Source organism: Rhabdaerophilum calidifontis (assembly GCF_008641065.1).
GTDB lineage: Bacteria > Pseudomonadota > Alphaproteobacteria > Rhizobiales > Beijerinckiaceae > Rhabdaerophilum > Rhabdaerophilum calidifontis.
Window position 1 is genome coordinate 684,935 of record NZ_VTRS01000001.1, and the last position, 17,673, is coordinate 702,607.

A 17,673-nucleotide genomic window follows, 5' to 3' on the forward strand; every position below is an offset into this window, starting at 1 on the left:
TGTTGCCCGCGCATGCCGATCCGTCAAGCGGCAAGATCGCGGCGGGCGGGGTGCGGCGCCGGATCGTGACCCGGCTCCTTCATGCCTGGTTCTGGCTCAGCCGGGGCATGACGCTGGGCGTGCGGGTGATGGTGCTCGACGCTAAGGGGCGGGTCTTCCTGGTGCGCCACACCTATGTGCCGGGCTGGCACCTGCCGGGCGGCGGGGTCGAGGCCGGCCAGACATTGCTCGACGCCGCGCGGCAGGAACTGGCCGAGGAGGCCAATATCGCGCTGACCGGTCCGGCACGGCTGCATGGCGTATATTTCAACCGCGACGCCTCCCGCCGCGACCATGTGGCGCTGTTCGTCCTGCGCGATTTCCGCGTTCTCGGCCCGCGTCCGCCCGACCGGGAAATCGCGGAAACCGGCTTCTTCCCGCTTGATGGCCTGCCGGACGGCACGACCGGCGGCACCCGCCGCCGGCTGGCGGAGGTGCTGGACGGGCTGCCGCCCGATCCGTTCTGGTAGCCCCGCGCGCCGCGCCGGCGGAGGTTGACACGGGCCGCGTTCCCGCGCCTTCTCCCGCGATCATGACCCAGCTCGACGTGACCATCGAACCGCAATCCGCCGCCGACGAGGCGGCAGTCGACCGTCTTCAGGCGCGGGCATTCGGCCCGGGCCGTTTCGCGCGCACCGCCTTCCGCATCCGCGAGCAGGCGCAGCATGCGGAAAGCCTGGCCTTTGTCGCACGCGTCGGCTCGCTAATGGTCGGCTCGGTGCAGCTGACGCCGATCCGGATCGATGCGCATCCCGCCTTCATGCTCGGGCCGCTCGTGGTCGATCCAGCCTTCGAGGGAAGGGGGATCGGCCGGGCGCTGCTCGAACGCGGCGCGCTGGCGGCGCGGGCGGCGCGCGGCGACCTGATCCTGCTCGTGGGGGACGAGGCCTATTATTCCCGCCACGGCTATCGGCGCGTGCCGCCGGGCCGCATCCGGCTGCCGGGGCCGGTCGATCCGGCGCGGCTCCTCGCGCTGGAACTTCAGCCGGGGGCGCTGGAGCGGATCACCGGCGCGGTGCGCGGTGGCGATTGACTCAGCCCGCCGCCTTGGCACGCCGGCGCGCGCCCTCGGCGAGCCAGGCGCCGATCAGCGGCAGGAGCAGCAATCCGAGGCCGAGGAAGCCGAGCCCGAGCGGCGTCACCGTCAGCCCGCGCAGGATCGTCGCCTCGGTGGGGCGCAGGCCGATATAATCCGCGCCGCCGAAGCGGGTTCCGGAGCGGATATCGACGATCCGCGGCAGATCGAGGCTTCCCCGCGCGAAGATCCGCCGCACGGAGCCGCCGGTCGCCTCGGCCACGGGGGCGAGATCATCAAGGGTGCTGACGACCTGGCGGAATTCGCGCGGGTTGGGCTGGCCGGCATTGATGAAGGCGACGAGCCCGCCATTCTCCGCCTTGTAGAGCCCGGCGCGCCGGATCGCGATTTCGGCACGCCAGATGCCGGGCTCGGCCTCGGCGAGGGGCACGGGCGATACGCCGCCGGCGGGCTCGGTGAGGCGGACCTCACCCGGCGGACCGCCGATGGTGCGGCGCTCGACGATGATGCGCCCGCCGCCCAGCGAAAGGCGCAGGGCCTCCTCCTCAAGCTCCGGCTCCTTCATCAGCCAATGCGAGAGCCGCCGCAGCAGGTCGAGATAGGGGCCGCCGCCGGCATAGCCGCGCGCCCAGAGCCAGACATGATCGGACAGGAACAGCCCGACCCGACCCTTGCCCTCGCGCCGCAATTCCAGCAACGGCAGATCGTCGATCCCGTGCAGGAGGCTCTGGCCGGACCGCGCGCGGGCGGCGATCTGCCGGAACCAGGGGGCCCAGCGCGGCTCGCCGCCGGGTTCGCCCGCGCCGTCAAGCCCGCGGGTTACGGGGTGGCGGCGGCCGAGATCGGTGATCTCGGCGCGGAAGGGCCGTTCGAGCACGGTGCCGGTCGGTTCCGCGGGCATGATCTCGTTGAGCGGGGTCGAGAGAAGCCCGTTCCGCGCCACGATCTCCGGCCCGACAGCGAAGAGCATCGCGCCGCCCTCCCGGACATAGCGCACCATGTTCTCGAAATAGAGCGTCGGCAGAAAGGTCTGGTTCGAGTAGCGGTCGAAGATGATCAGGTCGAATTCCTTGATCTTCGTGACGAACAGTTCACGCGTCGGGAAGGCGATCAGAGAGAGTTCGTTGGTCGGCGTTCCGTCCTGCTTCTCGGGGGGGCGCAGAATCGTGAAATGCACCAGTTCGACGTTCGGATCGGCCTTGAGCAGGTTGCGCCAGGTGCGCTCACCGGCATGCGGTTCGCCCGAAACGAGCAGCACACGCAGCTTCTCGCGCACACCCTCGACCGGCAGGGCGAGGCGGTTGTTGAGTTCCGTGAGTTCGCCGGGCGCGGTCTCGATCGCGAGTTCGAACAGGTTCATGCCGGCGCGATCGATCCTCAGCGCCAGTTTCAGCGGAACGCCGGGCAGGGCGGTGGCGCCGCCGACCGGCTCGCCGTTCTGGCGGATCGTGAGCCGCACCGGTCCAGCCGGGCCGCCATTGGCCTCGATACGCAGCGTCGCGGTGATCTCCTTGCCGACGATGCCGAAGCGCGGGGCTTCGACCAGCTCGATCCGGCGGTCAAATTCATCCGCGCGTCCGGTCACCAGGGCGTGGAACGGCGCGGTGAAGCCGAGCCGGCCGCGATCGGCGGGGATATCGTGGACATTGCCGTCGGTGATGGCGATGATCCCGGCAAGGCGGTCCTGCGGCACGTCGCGCGTCGCGGTGGCGAGCGTCTCGAAGAGGCGCGTGCCGTCTCCCGCCGCGTCGCGGTCGAAGACGTCCACGATGCGGATCTCGGTGTTGGGGCGCGCTTTCAGGCTCTCGGTCAGGGAACGCAGCGCGGCCTCGGTCTCCTCCATCCGGCCGGCGATGGTCTGCGAGCCGGAGCGATCCACCACCACGGCGACGATATCGCTCAGCCTGTCGCGCTTCTCGCTGACAAGACGCGGATCGGCGAGCCCGGCGAGGATCAGCGCCACCGCGACGAGCCGCAGCCAGGCCCCGCGCCTGCCGCGCCAGATCAGGTAGCCGGCGGCGATGAGGCCCGCCGCCGCGAGCACGGCGAGCAGCCACCAGGGCAGGGCGGGCGCGAAATCGAGGGTGAGGCGGTCGGCATTCATTGCCCGAGCCTTTCGAGCAGCGCCGGCACATGGACCTGATCGGCCTTGTAATTGCCGGTGAAGACATACATCACGAGATTGACGCCGGTGCGATAGGCCATCTCGCGCTGGCGCGGCTCGCCCGGCACCAGCGGGTAGAGCGGGTTGCCGAGCCGGTCGGTCGCCCAGGCGGCGGCGAGGTCGTTCGAGGTGATGATGATCGGCGAGACGCGGTCGCCGGCGCGCGCCGGAACTTTGCTGTCGCTCGGCCCGGTCAGGGCCTCGACCCAGCTGTCGCCGGTCACGTAGCGGCCGGTGAAGCGGTCGAGGAGGTAAAAGGTCTTGGTCAGCACATGATCGCGCGGGATCGGCTCCAGCGCGGGAATGTCGAGCGTCGCCAGCATCTGGCGCAGGGCGCGGGTCTCGGCGGTCGGCTGGCCGCCGGAGCGCTGGATGAAGGCGTCACGCGTGTCGAACACCATCGTGCCGCCCTGGCGCATGAAATTGCCGATCGCGCGGATCGCCGCCTCGGAGGGCATGGGCTGCCCCGCGAGCACCGGCCAGTAGATCATCGAATAGAACACAAGCTCATCCCGCGCCGGATCGAGCCCGATCGGCTCGTCGAGCTGGAGCGCGGTGCGCTGGCTGAGGATCTGCCCGAGGCCGTAGAGCCCGGCGCGGCTCGCCTCGTCGACCTGGGCGTTGCCGGTGACGATATAGGCCAGGCGCGGCCGTAGCGAGGAGCGGATATCTTCCGGCCGCACCGCCTGCGGATCCGATCCTTGCGCGATGGCGTCGCCGGGCGCGATGAGGAGCAGCAGGGCGAGCCCGAACCCGCCGGCTCCGAGCCCTGCTGCGGGCGCCGGGCTTCGGCGCAGCCGCGCAATCGCGCCGCCGAGCAGCGCCACTGCAAGCGAATCCGCAATCACCAGCAGGGCCGCGACGAGCAGCAGCGCCGGCCGGAAATCCACGCCGCGCGCGTTCTCGAGCGGAAGGGGGCCGGCGGAGCCGAAATCGATGGCGGCGAGCGCAACCGAGGCATTGAGCACATTGACCGCCAGCGCGGCTTCCGGGGGGCCGTAATAGCCCGGCGGATGGTCACGGCTCGCGGGTGCCGTGTGGCGCGTATCGATCGGCCGCGCATGGCCGGCGGCGGCGGAGAGCGCGCCGAACCCGTCGAGCGTCAGGCGCGGCGCGAGCTTGACGGCGGCCTCTCCGCGCGCGGAATCGCCGCCCGCCTGACCCTTGGCCGTGAGCAGCAGGCGGCGAAGCATGTCGACGAACAGTCCGGAGAGCGGCAGGTTCGACCAGGCGGTCGAGGCGGTGACGTGGAAAAGCACGATCTGCCCGGCCCCGCGTTGCGCGCCGGTCACCAGCGGGGTTCCATCCTCCAGAACGGCCCAGCTCGCGCGCATCAGCTCGCTGTCGGGCTCGGCGAGCACCTGGCGCTCGATCCGCACATCGGCATGGCGCGTGAGCCCCGCGAAGGGCGAGCCCTCGGGGATCTCGCCGAGTTTCTGCGGCCTGTCCCAGGAGAGGGCGCCGCCGAGGATGCGGCCGCCGCGACGCAGGCGCACGGGGAGCAAGTCGTCGCTCGATGCCGCGAGACCTGGCCCTGCGAAGCGCACGAGCATGCCGCCATTCTCGACGAAGCGCGCGACCTGGCTCGCGGATTCGCCGGAGAGGGTGCCGAAATCGACCAGAACCAGGATATCGGGCCGTTCCTCGAGCGCGCGGCCGATCGGGTCGGTCACACCGCGCGGCGGCTCGCGCAGGTCGGAATAGGGTTCGAGTGCGCGGACGAGGAAATAGCGGCCGGAGACAAGCGGCTGCGCGGTATCCGCGGTCTCGCCGGTGATGAGCGCGACGCGGCGGCGGCGATGCGCGCCGTCGAGAAGCTGTACGGCACCGGCGGAGCGGTGATCGGCGATCTCGATCCGGGCGATGTCGTTGACGATCTCGGTCGGCAGGGCGAGCCGCGCCCGCGCCTCCGTGGCGGCGGGGGCGAAGGCGAAGCCGGCATCGCCGAGCGGGCGGCCCTTGTCGTCATAGGCGCGCACGAGGCCCGGCGCCGGCGCGCCATCCGCCGCGGGCCGGCGGATGATCGCCTCGAGGCCCTCGGCGTTCTGGTCGAGGCCGACAAGGCCCAGCAGCGTCGCGGCGGGGGCGGCGATGATGTCGAGCCGCTCGCCCGCGGCCGCGCGGAAGGCGGCGATGCGCGGCGCCTCGTCCTCGCCCAGCAACCCGTCGCTGATCCAGATCGCGGCGGCATCGGGGCTGGCGGCGAGCAGGGCTGCGGCGGCCTCGAACATCGCCGCGCGCGGCGGATGCCAGGGTTTCGGCGCCAGCGAATTGAGCCGCGACAATGCCGCGCGCGCGGTTTCCGGCTGGCGTGCCGGCTGCTCGTCGCTCGCGGCGATCAGCAGCACGGGCCGCTGCATGGTGGCTTCGATCAGGGCGGCGGCGCGCTCGATCCGGGTTTTCCAGGCCGCGGCGGCGGGCCAGCCGTCGTCCAGCAGCAGCAGGAGCGGGCCGGAGGCGCTCTCGGCGCGCAGGCCGCCGGGCGGCTGCCAGCGCGGACCGGCGACCGCGAGGATGATCGCGGCGGCGGCGGCGAGGCGCAGGGCGAGCAGCCACCAGGGCGTGCGCGCCGGCTCGCGCTCGCGGCCGAGGATGTCGCGCACCAGCGGCAGGGTCGGCAGCGGCAGCCGCCGGGGCGGCGGCGGGGTCAGGCGCAGCAGGAAGTAGAGCGCCGGCAGCACGATCAGCGCCGCGAGCGCGAGAGGAGCGAGAAAGGTGAGACCCGCAAGCATGCCCGCCTCCTATCGCACCGCGCCGGCCGAGGCCGGCTGGCCGCCGATCAGCGCCGCGAGCTGGAGCAGGGTCTCCGCCGCCGGGCGATGCGTGACATGCTTGACGAAGCCGAACCCGTGCCGCGTGGCGATGCGCCGCAATTCCGCGGTGATTGCGGCGATCCGGTCGCGGTAGCGGCCCGCCACCTCGGCGGCATCGCCGATCCGCCAGGCATCGACCTCCTCCAGCCCCTCGAATTCGAGTTCGCCCGCGAAGGGGAAGTCCTCCTCGGCCGGATCGCGGATCAGCACCAGCGTCCCCTTTATACCGGAGGCGGCCAGCGCGGCGACGCGCTCGGCATATTGTGCAGGCGGCAGGATGAAATCGCCGATCATGATGAGATGATCGTGCCGGCGCAGGTGCAGCCCCTCCGGCATGGCCGGCGCCGAGGCCGGTTCCGGAGCGCCCGGCCGCAGCATCGCCTCGGCAAGCCGCATGATGATGTTGCGCGAGGCGAGCGGATGCGTGCGGCCGGGCAGGCCGACGCGTTCGCCGGCATGGACGAGCAGATCGGCGAGCGCGAGCCCGATCAGGATGGCGCGGTCGCGCTTCGGCTGCGCCGCAAGGCGCGAGACGAAATGCATCGAGGCCGAGAGATCGATCCAGAGCCAATGCGCCGCGGCGCTTTCCCATTCCCGCTCGCGGACATAGAGCCGATCGTCGCGCGCCGAGCGGCGCCAGTCGATCCGGTGGCTCGCCTCGCCGGTGACGAAGGGGCGGAATTCCCAGAATTCCTCGCCCAGTCCCGGTCGGCGCCGGCCATGGATGCCGAGTTGCAGCTGCGCGGCGACATTGCGCGCCTCGACGACGAGATGCGGCAGGATATCCGCCAGCCGCGCCGCCTCGCCCGTCAGGGCGCCGGGAAGCCCTTTCGCAAATCCCGGAACGGCTCTCGCCTCCTCGCCGCGCAAGCCCTTCTCCTCAGGTGAAGCGGCGCGTGAGCGTCGCGATGATGCCGCCGATCGTCTCGCCGTCGGCGCGGGCGGCGAAGGAAAGCGCCATGCGGTGCTTGAGCACCGGCTCGGCCAGCGCCGCGACATCCTCGAGCGAGGGTGAGAGCCGGCCGTCGATCAGCGCGCGGGCGCGGATCGCGAGCATTAGCGCCTGGCTCGCGCGCGGACCGGGGCCCCAGACCAGCTTTTCTCCGAGCGGCGTGCCGGGCTCCGGCCGCGCCGAGCGGACGAGATCGATGATCGCGTCGACGATCTGGTCGCCCACCGGCAGGCGCCGGACAAGCCGCTGCGCGGCGAGGATGCCCTCGGCGGTGAACACCGCGCCGGCTTCGTTCGCCTCGGCGCCGGTGGTCTCGATCAGCATGCGGCGCTCGGCGTCGCGGTCGGGATAATCGACATCGATCTGGAGCAGGAAGCGGTCGAGCTGCGCCTCGGGGAGGGGATAGGTGCCTTCCTGCTCGATCGGGTTCTGTGTCGCGAGCACGTGGAACGGCTTCGGCAGATCATGCCGCTGACCGGCGATGGTGACGAAGCCTTCCTGCATCGCCTGAAGCAGCGCCGATTGCGTGCGGGGCGAGGCGCGGTTGATCTCGTCGGCCATGAGAAGCTCCGCGAAGACCGGGCCCTTGACGAAGCGGAAGGCGCGCTTGCCGGGGCTCGGCTCCTCGAGAATCTCGGTGCCGAGGATATCCGAGGGCATCAGGTCCGGCGTGAACTGGACGCGGCGGGCATCGAGCCCCAGCACGCGGCCCATGGTCTCGACCAGCTTGGTCTTGGCGAGGCCGGGAACGCCGACGAGCAGGGCATGGCCCCCGGCCAGCACGGTGACGAGCGCGTTCTCGATCACCCGCTCCTGGCCGAAGATCACCTTGCCGATCTCGGCGCGGGCACGAACCAGATGGGCGGCGGAATCCTCGGCCATGCGGACGAAAGAGGCGGCGAAATCGGCGGGTTCGCCCGCCGCACCCGATGTCTCGCGCATGTGGCACCATCCTTCCTCGAAGCCTGCCGCCGCGCCGCGCGCGCCGATTCAGCGTTAGTCTGGGGCGGCTCGCCGCCTTCGGCAATGCGCGAAGGCCGGACGGTCCCGGTTTCGCGCACAAGTTTTCGTGTGGCCGATCCGCGATGCCGCGCGGGCCGGGGCCGCAGGTGCAGTCGAGGGGTCAATCATGGCGGCGGCATGGCGGAAGGACCGGCGATGGACGGCTCTTCCCCTCTTCTCCGGTCACGCCTAAATCTGAGAGGCCCGAAGATGACGGGCAGGAGCGGCAATGGCGGGGTTCGAGCTTCCGAAGCATTTCCTGGACGCGGCGGCCGAGCATGCTGCGGGGCCGATGCCGCCGGTCGAACGCTGGAACCCGGCTTATTGCGGCGAGATCGACATGCGGATCGCGCGTGACGGCCGCTGGTTCTACATGGGCACGCCGATCAACCGCCCGGCGCTGGTGAAGCTTTTCGCCCGGGTGCTGCGCAAGGATCCCGAGCGTTACGTGCTGGTGACGCCGGTGGAGCGCGTCGGGATCATGGTCGAGGATGCGCCCTTCCTTGCCGTCGAGATGGCGCCGGTCGTGACGGATGCCGGCGAAAGCCTGGCGATCCGCACCAATCTCGACGAGATCGTCATCGCGGGGGCGGAGCACCCGCTCCGGTTCATGGGCGAGGCGGATGGCGGGTTCAAACCCTATATCCGCGTGCGCGGCGATCTCTGGGCGCGCTTCACGCGGGCGCTGGCGCTCGATCTCGCGGAGCGGATCGAGATCCGCGAGGGTCGCGCCGGGCTGAGTGCCGGCGGCGTCTTCTTTCCGCTCTCCGCGGAGGCGGCGGCATGAGCGGCGCCGCGCGGGGCGCGGATGCGCCGGACCGGCTGACGCGGTTTCGCGCCGATGCCGCGCGGCTGCTGCTGCCCGCACCGGTCGCCGGCGCACCGGAACCGGCGCCGTTCGGCTGCCACGTGATCGCCGGCCTGCCGCTCGAGCCGGATTTCATCGCCCGCGCCAAGCCGGCAGCGGTGCTGTGTCCCGTCGTCGCGCGGCCGGGCGGCGCCACCATTCTGCTCACCGAGCGCGCGGCGCATCTGTCGAACCATGCCGGCCAGGTCGCGTTCCCCGGCGGGCGGATCGAACCCGGCGAGAGCGTGGCCGAGGCGGCGCTGCGCGAGGCGGAGGAGGAGATCGGCCTCGCGCGCGACCTGGTGACGCCGCTCGGCTATCTGCCGCCCTATTATTCCGGCACCGGCTACCGGATCGAGACGCTGGTGGCGCTCGTCGCGCCCGAGTTGGCGACGCGCCCCGATCCTGCCGAGGTGGCGCGGGTCTTCGAGGTGCCGCTCGGCGAGGCGCTCGATCTCGACCGCTACCGCACGGGCCGGATCTTCTTCCGCGGCCGCGAGCGGCAATTCTATATCCTCGACCATCCCGGCGCGTATATCTGGGGCGTCACGGCGGGGATCATGCGCAGCCTCGCCGAGCGGATCGGCTGAGGCGGCGGCCCGACACGGAACGGAAAGCGATGGCACGCATCATCTTCGAACTGGCGGGGTTCTTCCTCCTTCCCTTCCTCTCTTACGCGGCATTCCTCATCTGGCAGGAGCGCCATCCGCGCGCGGCGCGGGCGATCCTCAAGGCGCGGGCGCTCCAGATCCAGTCGCTTATCGGGCTGGTGCTGGTCGTGCTGGCGCTGATCGCCTTCGCGCTCACCGACGAGCACCGGACCGGCGGCTATGCGCCGGCGGTGTTCCGCGACGGCCGGCTCATTCCGGGGCGGATCGAGTGACGCGCGCGGCCGGCCCGGCGTTGCTGCTCGACGATCCGCCGGTCGCGGCCCTGCTCGCGCTGCTCAACCCGCCCGGCGAGGAGACGCGGATCGTCGGCGGCGCGCTGCGCAACGCGCTGCTCGGCCTGCCGGTCGCCGATATCGATTTCGCGACCACGCTGCCGCCGCCGCAGACCATGCGGCGCGCGGCGGCGGCCGGATGGCAGGCGGTTCCGACCGGGATCGAGCATGGCACCGTGACGCTGGTCCACGCCGGCAGGGCCTTCGAGGTGACGACCCTGCGCGCCGATATCGATACCGACGGGCGGCGCGCCACGGTGCGGTTCGGGCGCGATTTCCGCGAGGATGCCGCACGGCGGGATTTCACCATCAACGCGCTGTCGATGGGGCCGGACGGCGTGCTCCACGATTATTTCGGCGGCCGGGACGATCTTGCGGCGGCGCGCGTGCGGTTCATCGGTGATCCGGATCAGCGCATCCGCGAGGATTACCTGCGCGCGCTGCGGCTGCTGCGGTTCAGCGCCGCCTATGGCGGCGGGCGGCTTGATGCGGAGGGCTTCGCCGCCGTTCTTCGCAATCGGGCCGGGCTTGCGCGACTGTCGCGCGAACGCGTCCGGCAGGAATTGCTGAAGCTGCTTGCGGCACCGCATGCCGGCGCGGTGCTGGCGGCGGCCGAGGCGGAGGGGCTCATCGCCGAACTGATCGGCACGGCGACGGATCCGGCGCGGTTCGCGCGTGCCGTGGCTCTGGCTGCTGAGACCGGCGTCACACTCGGCGCCATCGCGCGGCTCGCGGCGCTGTGCGGCGGCGCGGCCGGGAATTGGCAGGCGCGGCTGCGACTTTCCAACGCCGAAATCGCGACCCTGCGCGCGTTCGGCACCGCGCTCGCCGCGCCCGACGGGGCGCCCCGCCTCCTTGCCTATCGCCACGGCGCGCAGGCCGCGGAGGCCTTGGTGCTTCGCGTCGCCACGGGGCGGGACGGCGCGGACGGGCTCGCGGAACGGCTTGTGGAAGCGGCGCAGCCGGCGCCCCGCTTCCGGATCACCGGCGCCGATCTCCTCGCGGCCGGGCTGGCGCCGGGCCCCGAGATCGGGCGGATGCTGGCGGAGATCGAGGCCGGCTGGATCGCTGCCGGCCTTCCGGATTCTCTGCCCGCCCAGCGCGCGCTGCTCGAGGCGCGGCTCGCGGCGGGGTGAGCCGGCTCAATCCTCGTCGTCGTCCTCATCCTCGTCGCCGGTCTCGGCTTCCTCGAACTCGACCGGCTCGAGGCAGACCGCCGGCAGCATGTCGCGGCGGAAGGTCTCGCTCGCCTCGGCGAACCAGAGGCATTCGACCTGATCGCCAAGCGCGATCACGGTCATCGCCGGACCACCGGATTTCACCTGCACCACATCGCCGATCTTGAACATGCCTGTCTCCCTCGCTGGCGGGGCAGAGCTAGCGGGCGTGGATGACAGCCGTAAAACGGAGCCGCCGAAGCAAAGCGGCGGGGTCACGGCCAGCGCACGCTCGGCGGCATCGAGGAGAGGATCGATTCGACATTGCCGCCGGTCTTCAGTCCGAAGATGGTGCCGCGATCGTAAAGCAGGTTGAACTCGACATAGCGCCCGCGCCGCACCTGCTGCTCGTGCCTGTCGGCTTCGCGCCAGGGCGTGGCGAGGTTCGCTTCGAGGATCGCGGGGTAGACGGCGAGGAAGGCCTCGCCCACCGCACGCGTGAAGGCGAAATCGGCCTCCCAATCGCCGGAATCGACATAATCGTAGAAAATGCCGCCGATGCCGCGCGGCTCGTTGCGATGCTTGAGGAAGAAATATTCGTCGCACCAGGCCTTGTAGCGGGCGTAATCCCGGCCATGCGCGAGACAGGGCGCGCGCATCGCGGCGTGAAAGCGCAGACTGTCCGGATCTTCCTGGATGCGGCGCCGGTCGAGCATGGGGGTGAGGTCGGCGCCGCCGCCGAACCACGCCTTGGAGGTCACCACGAAGCGCGTGTTCATATGCACGGTCGGGGCGTTCGGGTTCCAGGGATGGGCGATCAGCGAGATGCCGGCGGCGGCGAAGCGGGGATCCTCGGCGGCGCCGGGGATCTGGCCCGCGAATTCCGGCGCGAAGCTGCCGTGGACATGGCTCACATGCACGCCCGCCTTCTCGAAGACCCGGCCGCGCAGCATCCCCGTCCGGCCGCCGCCGCCGGGCGCACCGTCATGGTTCTCGCGGGTCCATTCCCGGCGCTCGGCGCGGCCGGGAAGCGCCGCCTCGGGGAAGAACGGGCCGGTGGCGGCGGCCTCGATCGCCTCGAAAGCGGCGAGGATGCGGTCCTGCAGGGTGAGGAACCATTCGGCGGCGCGCGCGCGGCGGTGATTTGTCTCGGGATCGTCAAGGAAGGGCATGGGGGGCATCCTGCTGCGGGAAATCCGGCCGGGCCGGTTCGGGGGGCGCGGGAAAGGCGTCGAGCTGGCGCAGGGCCTCGCCGAGGATCATCGCCCCGGCGACCGCCACATTGAGCGAGCGCAGTCCGGCGCGGAGCGGAATCGCGATCCGCGCTGCGGCGGCCGCATGAACCGCAGCCGTGGCGCCGGCGGATTCACGCCCGAGCATCACGATGTCGCCGGGCCGGAAGACGAAGGCATGGTGCGCGATCGCGCCGCGCGTGGTCGCAAGCACCAGCCGCAGCCCGGCCCGGCGGCGGAATTCCTCGAAATGCGCGAAGGAGAGATGGCGCGTCAGGCTGAGATGGCGGAGATAATCGAGCCCGGCCCGGCGCAGATTACGGTCGCTCGCATCGAAGCCCGCCGGCTCGACGAGATCGACCGGAACGCCGAGGCAGGCGGCGAGGCGGAACAGGGTTCCGGCGTTCTGCGGGATATCCGGCTCGAATAGCGCCAGCCGCAGGGGCGGCGCGGCGGCGTTCTCCTGAGGATCGACCATGGATGCAGGCTCTAGCCGCCCGGAAGGGGATGGACAAGCGTCGATCTCGATGTCATTGACCGGTTTGATCAGGGTGCGCGCATGCCTGCGGGTCTGCCGGCGTGCCTGTGCCCGTGAGCAGGGGGTTCAGAGCCAGGGCGCGGGGCTCGCGCAGCGGCTGCCGGATTGCGCCGGGCGACTTCGCGTCGCATTGCAGCGCGGCGTGGTTGTGCGCAACTGACACAGGCCGGGTCCGGCTTTCCGCCGGGCGCGGCCCGAACGATGAGGAAGGACATTGGACGTGGCCGAGCATTCGATGAGCGAACCGAACCGCCGGGATTTCCTGTTCCTTGCCACCGGTGCGGCCGGCGCGGTCGCCGGCGGCGCGGCGGTCTGGCCGCTGATCTCGCAGATGTGGCCCGATGCCTCGACGATCGCGGCGGGCGCGCCCGTCGAGGTCGATCTCGCGCCGGTGGGCGAGGGCAAGGCGATCACGCTGAAATGGCGCGGCAAGCCTATCTTTGTCCGCCACCGCACGGCGAAGGAGATCGAGGAATCGCGGAAGGACGATGCGGCGCTGACGATCGACAAGCAGCCGGATTCCGCGCGCGTCAAATCCTTCGAGGGCAAGCCGCAGGACAAATGGATCGTCGTCTACGGCAATTGCACCCATCTCGGCTGCGTGCCGATCGGCTTCTCGGGCGATTATAACGGCTGGTACTGCCCCTGCCACGGCTCGCATTACGACAATGCCGGGCGCATCCGCAAAGGGCCGGCGCCGCGCAATCTCGACATTCCGGACTTCGCCTTCCTGTCCGAATCGAAGATCCGCATCGGCTGATTTCAAGGTGAGAATGAAGAATGGCTGAGCATCACTCCACCTATGTGCCGAAGACCGGCATCGAGCGCTGGCTCGACGCGCGGCTGCCGATCGTCCGGCTCATGCACGATTCGGCGGTCTCCTATCCGGTCCCGCGCAACCTCAACTATTTCTGGACCTTCGGCGGCATCCTGATGTTCATGCTGGTCGCGCAGATCGTGACCGGCATCGTGCTCGTGATGCATTACACGCCGCATGTCGATTTCGCGTTCCAGTCGGTCGAGCATATTATGCGCGACGTCAATTACGGCTGGCTGATGCGCTACATGCATGCCAACGGCGCCTCGATGTTCTTCATCGCGGTCTACATCCACATCTTCCGCGGCATGTATTACGGCTCCTACAAGGCGCCGCGCGAGGTGCTGTGGATCCTTGGCGTCGTGATCTTCCTCTTGATGATGGCGACGGCCTTCATGGGTTATGTTCTGCCCTGGGGGCAGATGTCGTTCTGGGGCGCCACGGTCATCACCAACCTGTTCTCGGCGGTGCCGGGGATCGGCGAGACCATCGTCACCTGGCTCTGGGGCGGCTATTCGGTCGACAATCCGACCCTCAACCGCTTCTTCTCGCTGCATTACCTGCTGCCCTTCATGATTTTCGGCGTGGTGATCCTCCATGTGTGGGCGCTGCATCATGTCGGCCAGAACAATCCGTCTGGCGTCGAGGTGAAGAACTACGCCAAGGACACGGTTCCCTTCACGCCCTATGCGACCGTGAAGGATCTGTTCGCGATGGTGTGCTTCATCATGGTGTTCGCGTGGTTCGTGTTCTACCATCCGAACTTCCTCGGCCATGCCGACAATTACATCCCGGCCGATCCGCTGAAGACGCCGGCGCATATCGTGCCGGAATGGTATTTCCTGCCCTTCTACGGCATCCTGCGCGCGATCCCCGACAAGCTCGGCGGCGTTATCGCCATGTTCGCCTCGATCGCGGTGCTCGCCTTCCTGCCCTGGCTCGATACCTCGAAGGTCAAATCGGGGCGCTACCGGCCGATCTTCCGGATCTGCTTCTGGACCTTCGTGGTCGTTTCGGTTCTGCTTGGCTATACCGGGTCGCAGCCGACCGACAAGGCGGTGCTCATGCTCGGCGGGCGCACCGTTCTCGACATGGTCGGCTTTGGCCAGATCCTCACCGTGATCTATTTCGCGTATTTCTTCGTGGCGTTGCCGCTGCTCGGCCTGTTCGAGAAGCCACAGCCGCAGCCGGCTTCGATCGCGGATTCGGTTCTCGGCGGGGGGCTCGCGGTTCCGGCCGGGGCGCATGCTGCGCCGCAGAAGTGACGGATGGGACAGCAAGGAATGATTATCATGACCAAATCCTCACGTCCCGCCCTGCTCGGCGCGATCCTGGCGCTGGGGCTCGGCCTGCCGGCGCTTGCCGCAGGCGGTGCGGAGCATCCGCCGGCGCAGAAATGGAGCTTCGCGGGGCCGTTCGGCACCTATGATCGCGCCCAGCTCCAGCGCGGCTTCAAGATCTACCGCGAGGTCTGCGCCGCCTGCCACGGGCTCGAGAAGCTCTCGTTCCGCAATCTCGTGCAGGCCGGCGGGCCGCAATTCTCCGTCGGGCAGATCCAGACGCTTGCCGCCGAATACAAGATCCAGGACGGCCCGAACGAATCCGGCGAGATGTTCGAGCGGCCGGGCCGGCTCGCAGACCGGTTCCCGAAGCCGTTCCCGAACCCGGAGGCCGCCAAGGCCGCGAATAACGGCGCGGTTCCGCCGGATTTCTCGGTCATCGCCAAGGCCCGCACCTATGAGCGCGGCTTCCCGCTCTATCTCTTCGACATCGTGACCCAGTATCAGGAGCAGGGCGTCGATTACATCACGGCGCTGCTGACCGGCTACGAGCCGGCGCCCGCGGGCGTGACGGTCGAACCGGGCCTGCACTGGAACAAGTATTTCCCCGGCAACAAGATCGCGATGGCCAATCCGCTGGTCGCCCTGTTCGATGATGCCGGCAAGCCGCAGGATCCGGGCTTCTACACCGACGGCACGCCACTGACGCGCGAGCAGGTGGCGCGCGATCTCTCCGCCTTCCTCATGTGGGTGGCCGAGCCGCATCTCGAGGAACGCAAGCGGATCGGCGCCCGGGTGATGCTCTGGCTGCTGCTGCTCGCGGGGCTTCTGTATTTCACCAAGAAGAAGATCTGGGCCCGGGTCGAGGGCGCGCATTGAGCATCCGCCCGCGTGGCGCTGAAGGGGCCTCCGGGCCCCTTTTTCGTTGCGCCGCGCGCGATCTCCCGCTTAGTCTGCGCCGGATTCGGGCATGTCGCCCGCGGGGAGCGAGGACCGGCCGAGACGATGGATTTTCTGCGCGACACGATCCGCACGATTCCGGATTACCCCAGGCCCGGCATCCAGTTCCGCGACATCTCGACCCTGCTCGGTAATCCGCGCGCCTTCCGCCGTGCGGTGGACGAGCTGGTGCAGCCCTATGCCGGCGCGCGGATCGACAAGGTTGCCGGCATCGAGGCGCGCGGATTCATCCTCGGCGGGGCGGTTGCGCATCAGCTCTCCTGCGGCTTCGTGCCGATCCGCAAGAAGGGCAAGCTGCCGCACGAAACCGTCTCGATCTCCTACGCGCTCGAATACGGCACCGACGAGATGGAGATCCATCTCGACGCCGCAGCGAGGGGGGAGCGCGTCATCCTGGTCGATGATCTGATCGCAACCGGCGGCACCGCGACGGCGGCGGTGCGGCTGCTCCAGCAATTGGGCGCCGAGGTGGCTGCCGCCTGCTTCGTCGTCGATCTGCCAGATCTCGGGGGGCGGGCGCGGATCGAGGCGCTCGGCGTGCCGGTGCGCACGCTCGTCGCCTTCGCGGGGCATTGACCGCTCCACCGGCGTGGGGCGCGGCGGGGCAGGCGGCTTAAGACCGCGCTTCCCAGAGCACGGAGCCGGTGAAGGCGAAGACCGCCTCGCCGCGCTGGTTCAGCGCGTAATTGCGCTGCGTGAGGATGCCCCAGCCCGGCTTCGAGGCCGAGCGGCGCGCCTCCAGGATGCGGGCGTAATAGGTCAGCGTGTCGCCGAGCAGGACCGGGCGCCTCCAGACCAGATCGGTGAAGCCGAAGCCCGGGCCGCGCCTTGGCAGGCGGTGGCCGCCGGCCTCGGCCTGCTGCCAGAAGCGGATCACCGTGCCCATCCAGGCCGCAGCAGTGTGCCAGCCGGAAGCCGAGAGCCCGCCGAAATGGCTCGCACGGCCCGCCGCCTCGTCGAGATGGAAGGGCTGCGGGTCATAGGCCGTGGCGAAGCGCAGCATGGCCTCGCGGGTGAAGGCATATTCCCCGAAGCGCAGCACGGTTCCGGGGGCGATGTCCTCGATCATGCCCGGCCGTTCCGCGCCCGGCGTCGGCGTGGCCGTGAATGCCTCCGCAGGCGGCGGAGGGATTCGCGAGCCTTCTGAAGCAGCCTCCGGCGTGCCGGGGTCGCGGCGCCCGAACATGATCAGGTTGATCTGTTCGAGCACGCGCACGCCGTCCTGGTTGACGAGATCGAAGCGGAATTCAACGAAGCCCCGGTCTGGCTTCGACGCCGAAGCGCGGCGCCCGAGCACCTCCATGGTGCCGGAGAGACGGTCGCCCGCCCGCACCGGCGCGAGCCATTTCAGGCTCGAAACGCCCGGCGAGCCAAGCCCGGTCGAGCGCAGGATGAAATGGTCCGCCATCAGGCGCATGTTGCGCGCGGCGGTGAACCAGCCTGAGGCGATCAGCCCGCCCATCAGCCGCGCCTGCTCCGAATCGGCATCGAGATGCATCGGCTGCGGGTCGAATTCGCGGGCGAAGGCGAGCATCTCGCCTGCCTCGATGACCGCAACCCCGTAGCTCTCGCGCGTGCCCGGCGCGAAATCCTCGAATGCCCGCATGGCAGCCCCGTCCCGGAAAGCCCGGGACGAAGACCCGCGGCTAGAACATCACCCTGATTCCATACACGGCCCCCAGCCCGAGAGCCATGAGGCTTGCAGCGCCCAACGAGAGGACGAAACCATCCCTGAAGCCCTGCCGCCATTCGGCCGGGATGGCTTCGAACGCCGTCGCGAGGAACACGAGCGGAAACAGGAGCGCGTAAAGCGCGCCGCCATAGATCAGACGCAACTGGCTTGAAATCGCAGCCATGGCCAACCCTCCTGATCACCGACAGAAGGGTTATACT

Annotated in this window: 19 protein-coding genes; 10 read left to right on the forward strand and 9 right to left on the reverse strand. The window is 69.8% G+C overall.

All coding sequences use genetic code 11. The annotated features are described in order from the left end of the window. The first annotated feature begins 35 nt into the window (after positions 1-35). Positions 36-509 (forward strand): NUDIX domain-containing protein, encoded by a 474-nt coding sequence (locus FWJ24_RS03300; RefSeq protein ID WP_425468897.1) that lies wholly within the window; start codon positions 36-38, stop codon positions 507-509. A 62-nt stretch (positions 510-571) separates the two neighbouring features. Beyond that, on the forward strand, positions 572-1,072 hold the full coding sequence (locus FWJ24_RS03305; protein WP_150286333.1) for a GNAT family N-acetyltransferase: 501 nt from the start codon (positions 572-574) through the stop codon (positions 1,070-1,072). A gap of 1 nt (position 1,073) precedes the next feature. On the opposite strand, the gene FWJ24_RS03310 is transcribed toward FWJ24_RS03305, so the two are convergent. The 4 genes from FWJ24_RS03310 to FWJ24_RS03325 are packed head-to-tail and all read right to left on the reverse strand — an operon-like array spanning position 1,074 to position 7,946. Next, the gene (locus FWJ24_RS03310; protein WP_150286334.1) at positions 1,074-3,179 is read right to left on the reverse strand and encodes a hypothetical protein; all 2,106 of its coding nucleotides are present in this window, start codon (positions 3,177-3,179) and stop codon (positions 1,074-1,076) included. Further along, positions 3,176-5,971 carry a DUF4159 domain-containing protein gene (locus tag FWJ24_RS03315; protein ID WP_150286335.1) on the reverse strand — a complete coding sequence of 932 codons (2,796 nt, stop codon included), beginning with the start codon at positions 5,969-5,971 and terminating at the stop codon, positions 3,176-3,178. The genes FWJ24_RS03310 and FWJ24_RS03315 overlap by 4 nt, the downstream gene beginning before the upstream one ends. 9 nt (positions 5,972-5,980) lie before the next feature. Next, complete coding sequence (locus FWJ24_RS03320) at positions 5,981-6,922, reverse strand: DUF58 domain-containing protein (protein ID WP_246155488.1); 942 nt, start codon at positions 6,920-6,922, stop codon at positions 5,981-5,983. A gap of 10 nt (positions 6,923-6,932) precedes the next feature. Next, a complete protein-coding gene (locus tag FWJ24_RS03325; RefSeq protein ID WP_425468887.1) occupies positions 6,933-7,946 on the reverse strand; it encodes an AAA family ATPase in 1,014 nt (337 codons plus the stop codon). A gap of 289 nt (positions 7,947-8,235) precedes the next feature. Here FWJ24_RS03325 and FWJ24_RS03330 point away from each other — a divergent pair, with 289 nt between their 5' ends. The 4 genes from FWJ24_RS03330 to FWJ24_RS03345 are packed head-to-tail and all read left to right on the forward strand — an operon-like array spanning position 8,236 to position 10,932. Continuing rightward, positions 8,236-8,793, forward strand: coding sequence for a DUF1285 domain-containing protein (locus FWJ24_RS03330; protein WP_150286337.1), 558 nt, complete (start codon positions 8,236-8,238; stop codon positions 8,791-8,793). Further along, positions 8,790-9,443, forward strand: coding sequence for a CoA pyrophosphatase (locus FWJ24_RS03335; protein WP_150286338.1), 654 nt, complete (start codon positions 8,790-8,792; stop codon positions 9,441-9,443). Before FWJ24_RS03330 ends, FWJ24_RS03335 begins: the two co-directional genes overlap by 4 nt. A 29-nt stretch (positions 9,444-9,472) precedes the next feature. Continuing rightward, positions 9,473-9,736 carry a DUF6111 family protein gene (locus FWJ24_RS03340; protein ID WP_150286339.1) on the forward strand — a complete coding sequence of 88 codons (264 nt, stop codon included), beginning with the start codon at positions 9,473-9,475 and terminating at the stop codon, positions 9,734-9,736. Beyond that, positions 9,733-10,932: a CCA tRNA nucleotidyltransferase gene (locus tag FWJ24_RS03345; protein ID WP_150286340.1), complete on the forward strand. Its 1,200-nt coding sequence runs from the start codon at positions 9,733-9,735 to the stop codon at positions 10,930-10,932. The genes FWJ24_RS03340 and FWJ24_RS03345 overlap by 4 nt, the downstream gene beginning before the upstream one ends. Positions 10,933-10,938: 6 nt before the next feature. Here the strand turns inward: FWJ24_RS03345 and FWJ24_RS03350 are convergent, their stop codons facing one another. The 3 genes from FWJ24_RS03350 to FWJ24_RS03360 all read right to left on the reverse strand — a co-directional run bounded on the left by FWJ24_RS03350 (position 10,939) and on the right by FWJ24_RS03360 (position 12,663). After that, positions 10,939-11,145: a YodC family protein gene (locus FWJ24_RS03350; RefSeq protein ID WP_150286341.1), complete on the reverse strand. Its 207-nt coding sequence runs from the start codon at positions 11,143-11,145 to the stop codon at positions 10,939-10,941. Positions 11,146-11,228: 83 nt separating this feature from the next. Then, on the reverse strand, positions 11,229-12,125 hold the full coding sequence (gene hemF / locus FWJ24_RS03355; RefSeq protein ID WP_150286342.1) for an oxygen-dependent coproporphyrinogen oxidase: 897 nt from the start codon (positions 12,123-12,125) through the stop codon (positions 11,229-11,231). Further along, positions 12,112-12,663, reverse strand: coding sequence for a tRNA (cytidine(34)-2'-O)-methyltransferase (locus FWJ24_RS03360; protein ID WP_150286343.1), 552 nt, complete (start codon positions 12,661-12,663; stop codon positions 12,112-12,114). Before FWJ24_RS03360 ends, hemF begins: the two co-directional genes overlap by 14 nt. 295 nt (positions 12,664-12,958) lie before the next feature. On the opposite strand from FWJ24_RS03360, the gene petA reads away from it, so the two are divergent. The 4 genes from petA (at position 12,959) to FWJ24_RS03380 (ending at position 16,356) form a co-directional block, all read left to right on the forward strand. After that, the gene (gene petA, locus FWJ24_RS03365; protein ID WP_166443573.1) at positions 12,959-13,483 is read left to right on the forward strand and encodes a ubiquinol-cytochrome c reductase iron-sulfur subunit; all 525 of its coding nucleotides are present in this window, start codon (positions 12,959-12,961) and stop codon (positions 13,481-13,483) included. A gap of 20 nt (positions 13,484-13,503) precedes the next feature. Continuing rightward, a complete protein-coding gene (locus tag FWJ24_RS03370) occupies positions 13,504-14,805 on the forward strand; it encodes a cytochrome b (protein WP_150286345.1) in 1,302 nt (433 codons plus the stop codon). Positions 14,806-14,832: 27 nt separating this feature from the next. Then, a complete protein-coding gene (locus FWJ24_RS03375) occupies positions 14,833-15,699 on the forward strand; it encodes a cytochrome c1 (RefSeq protein ID WP_150286346.1) in 867 nt (288 codons plus the stop codon). A gap of 126 nt (positions 15,700-15,825) precedes the next feature. Next, positions 15,826-16,356 (forward strand): adenine phosphoribosyltransferase, encoded by a 531-nt coding sequence (locus tag FWJ24_RS03380; protein WP_150286347.1) that lies wholly within the window; start codon positions 15,826-15,828, stop codon positions 16,354-16,356. A 37-nt stretch (positions 16,357-16,393) separates the two neighbouring features. Here FWJ24_RS03380 and FWJ24_RS03385 read toward each other — a convergent pair whose 3' ends face one another. Beyond that, a complete protein-coding gene (locus FWJ24_RS03385; protein WP_150286348.1) occupies positions 16,394-17,386 on the reverse strand; it encodes a MaoC family dehydratase in 993 nt (330 codons plus the stop codon). A gap of 40 nt (positions 17,387-17,426) precedes the next feature. Next, on the reverse strand, positions 17,427-17,636 hold the full coding sequence (locus FWJ24_RS03390; protein WP_150286349.1) for a hypothetical protein: 210 nt from the start codon (positions 17,634-17,636) through the stop codon (positions 17,427-17,429). Positions 17,637-17,673: the final 37 nt, after the last annotated feature.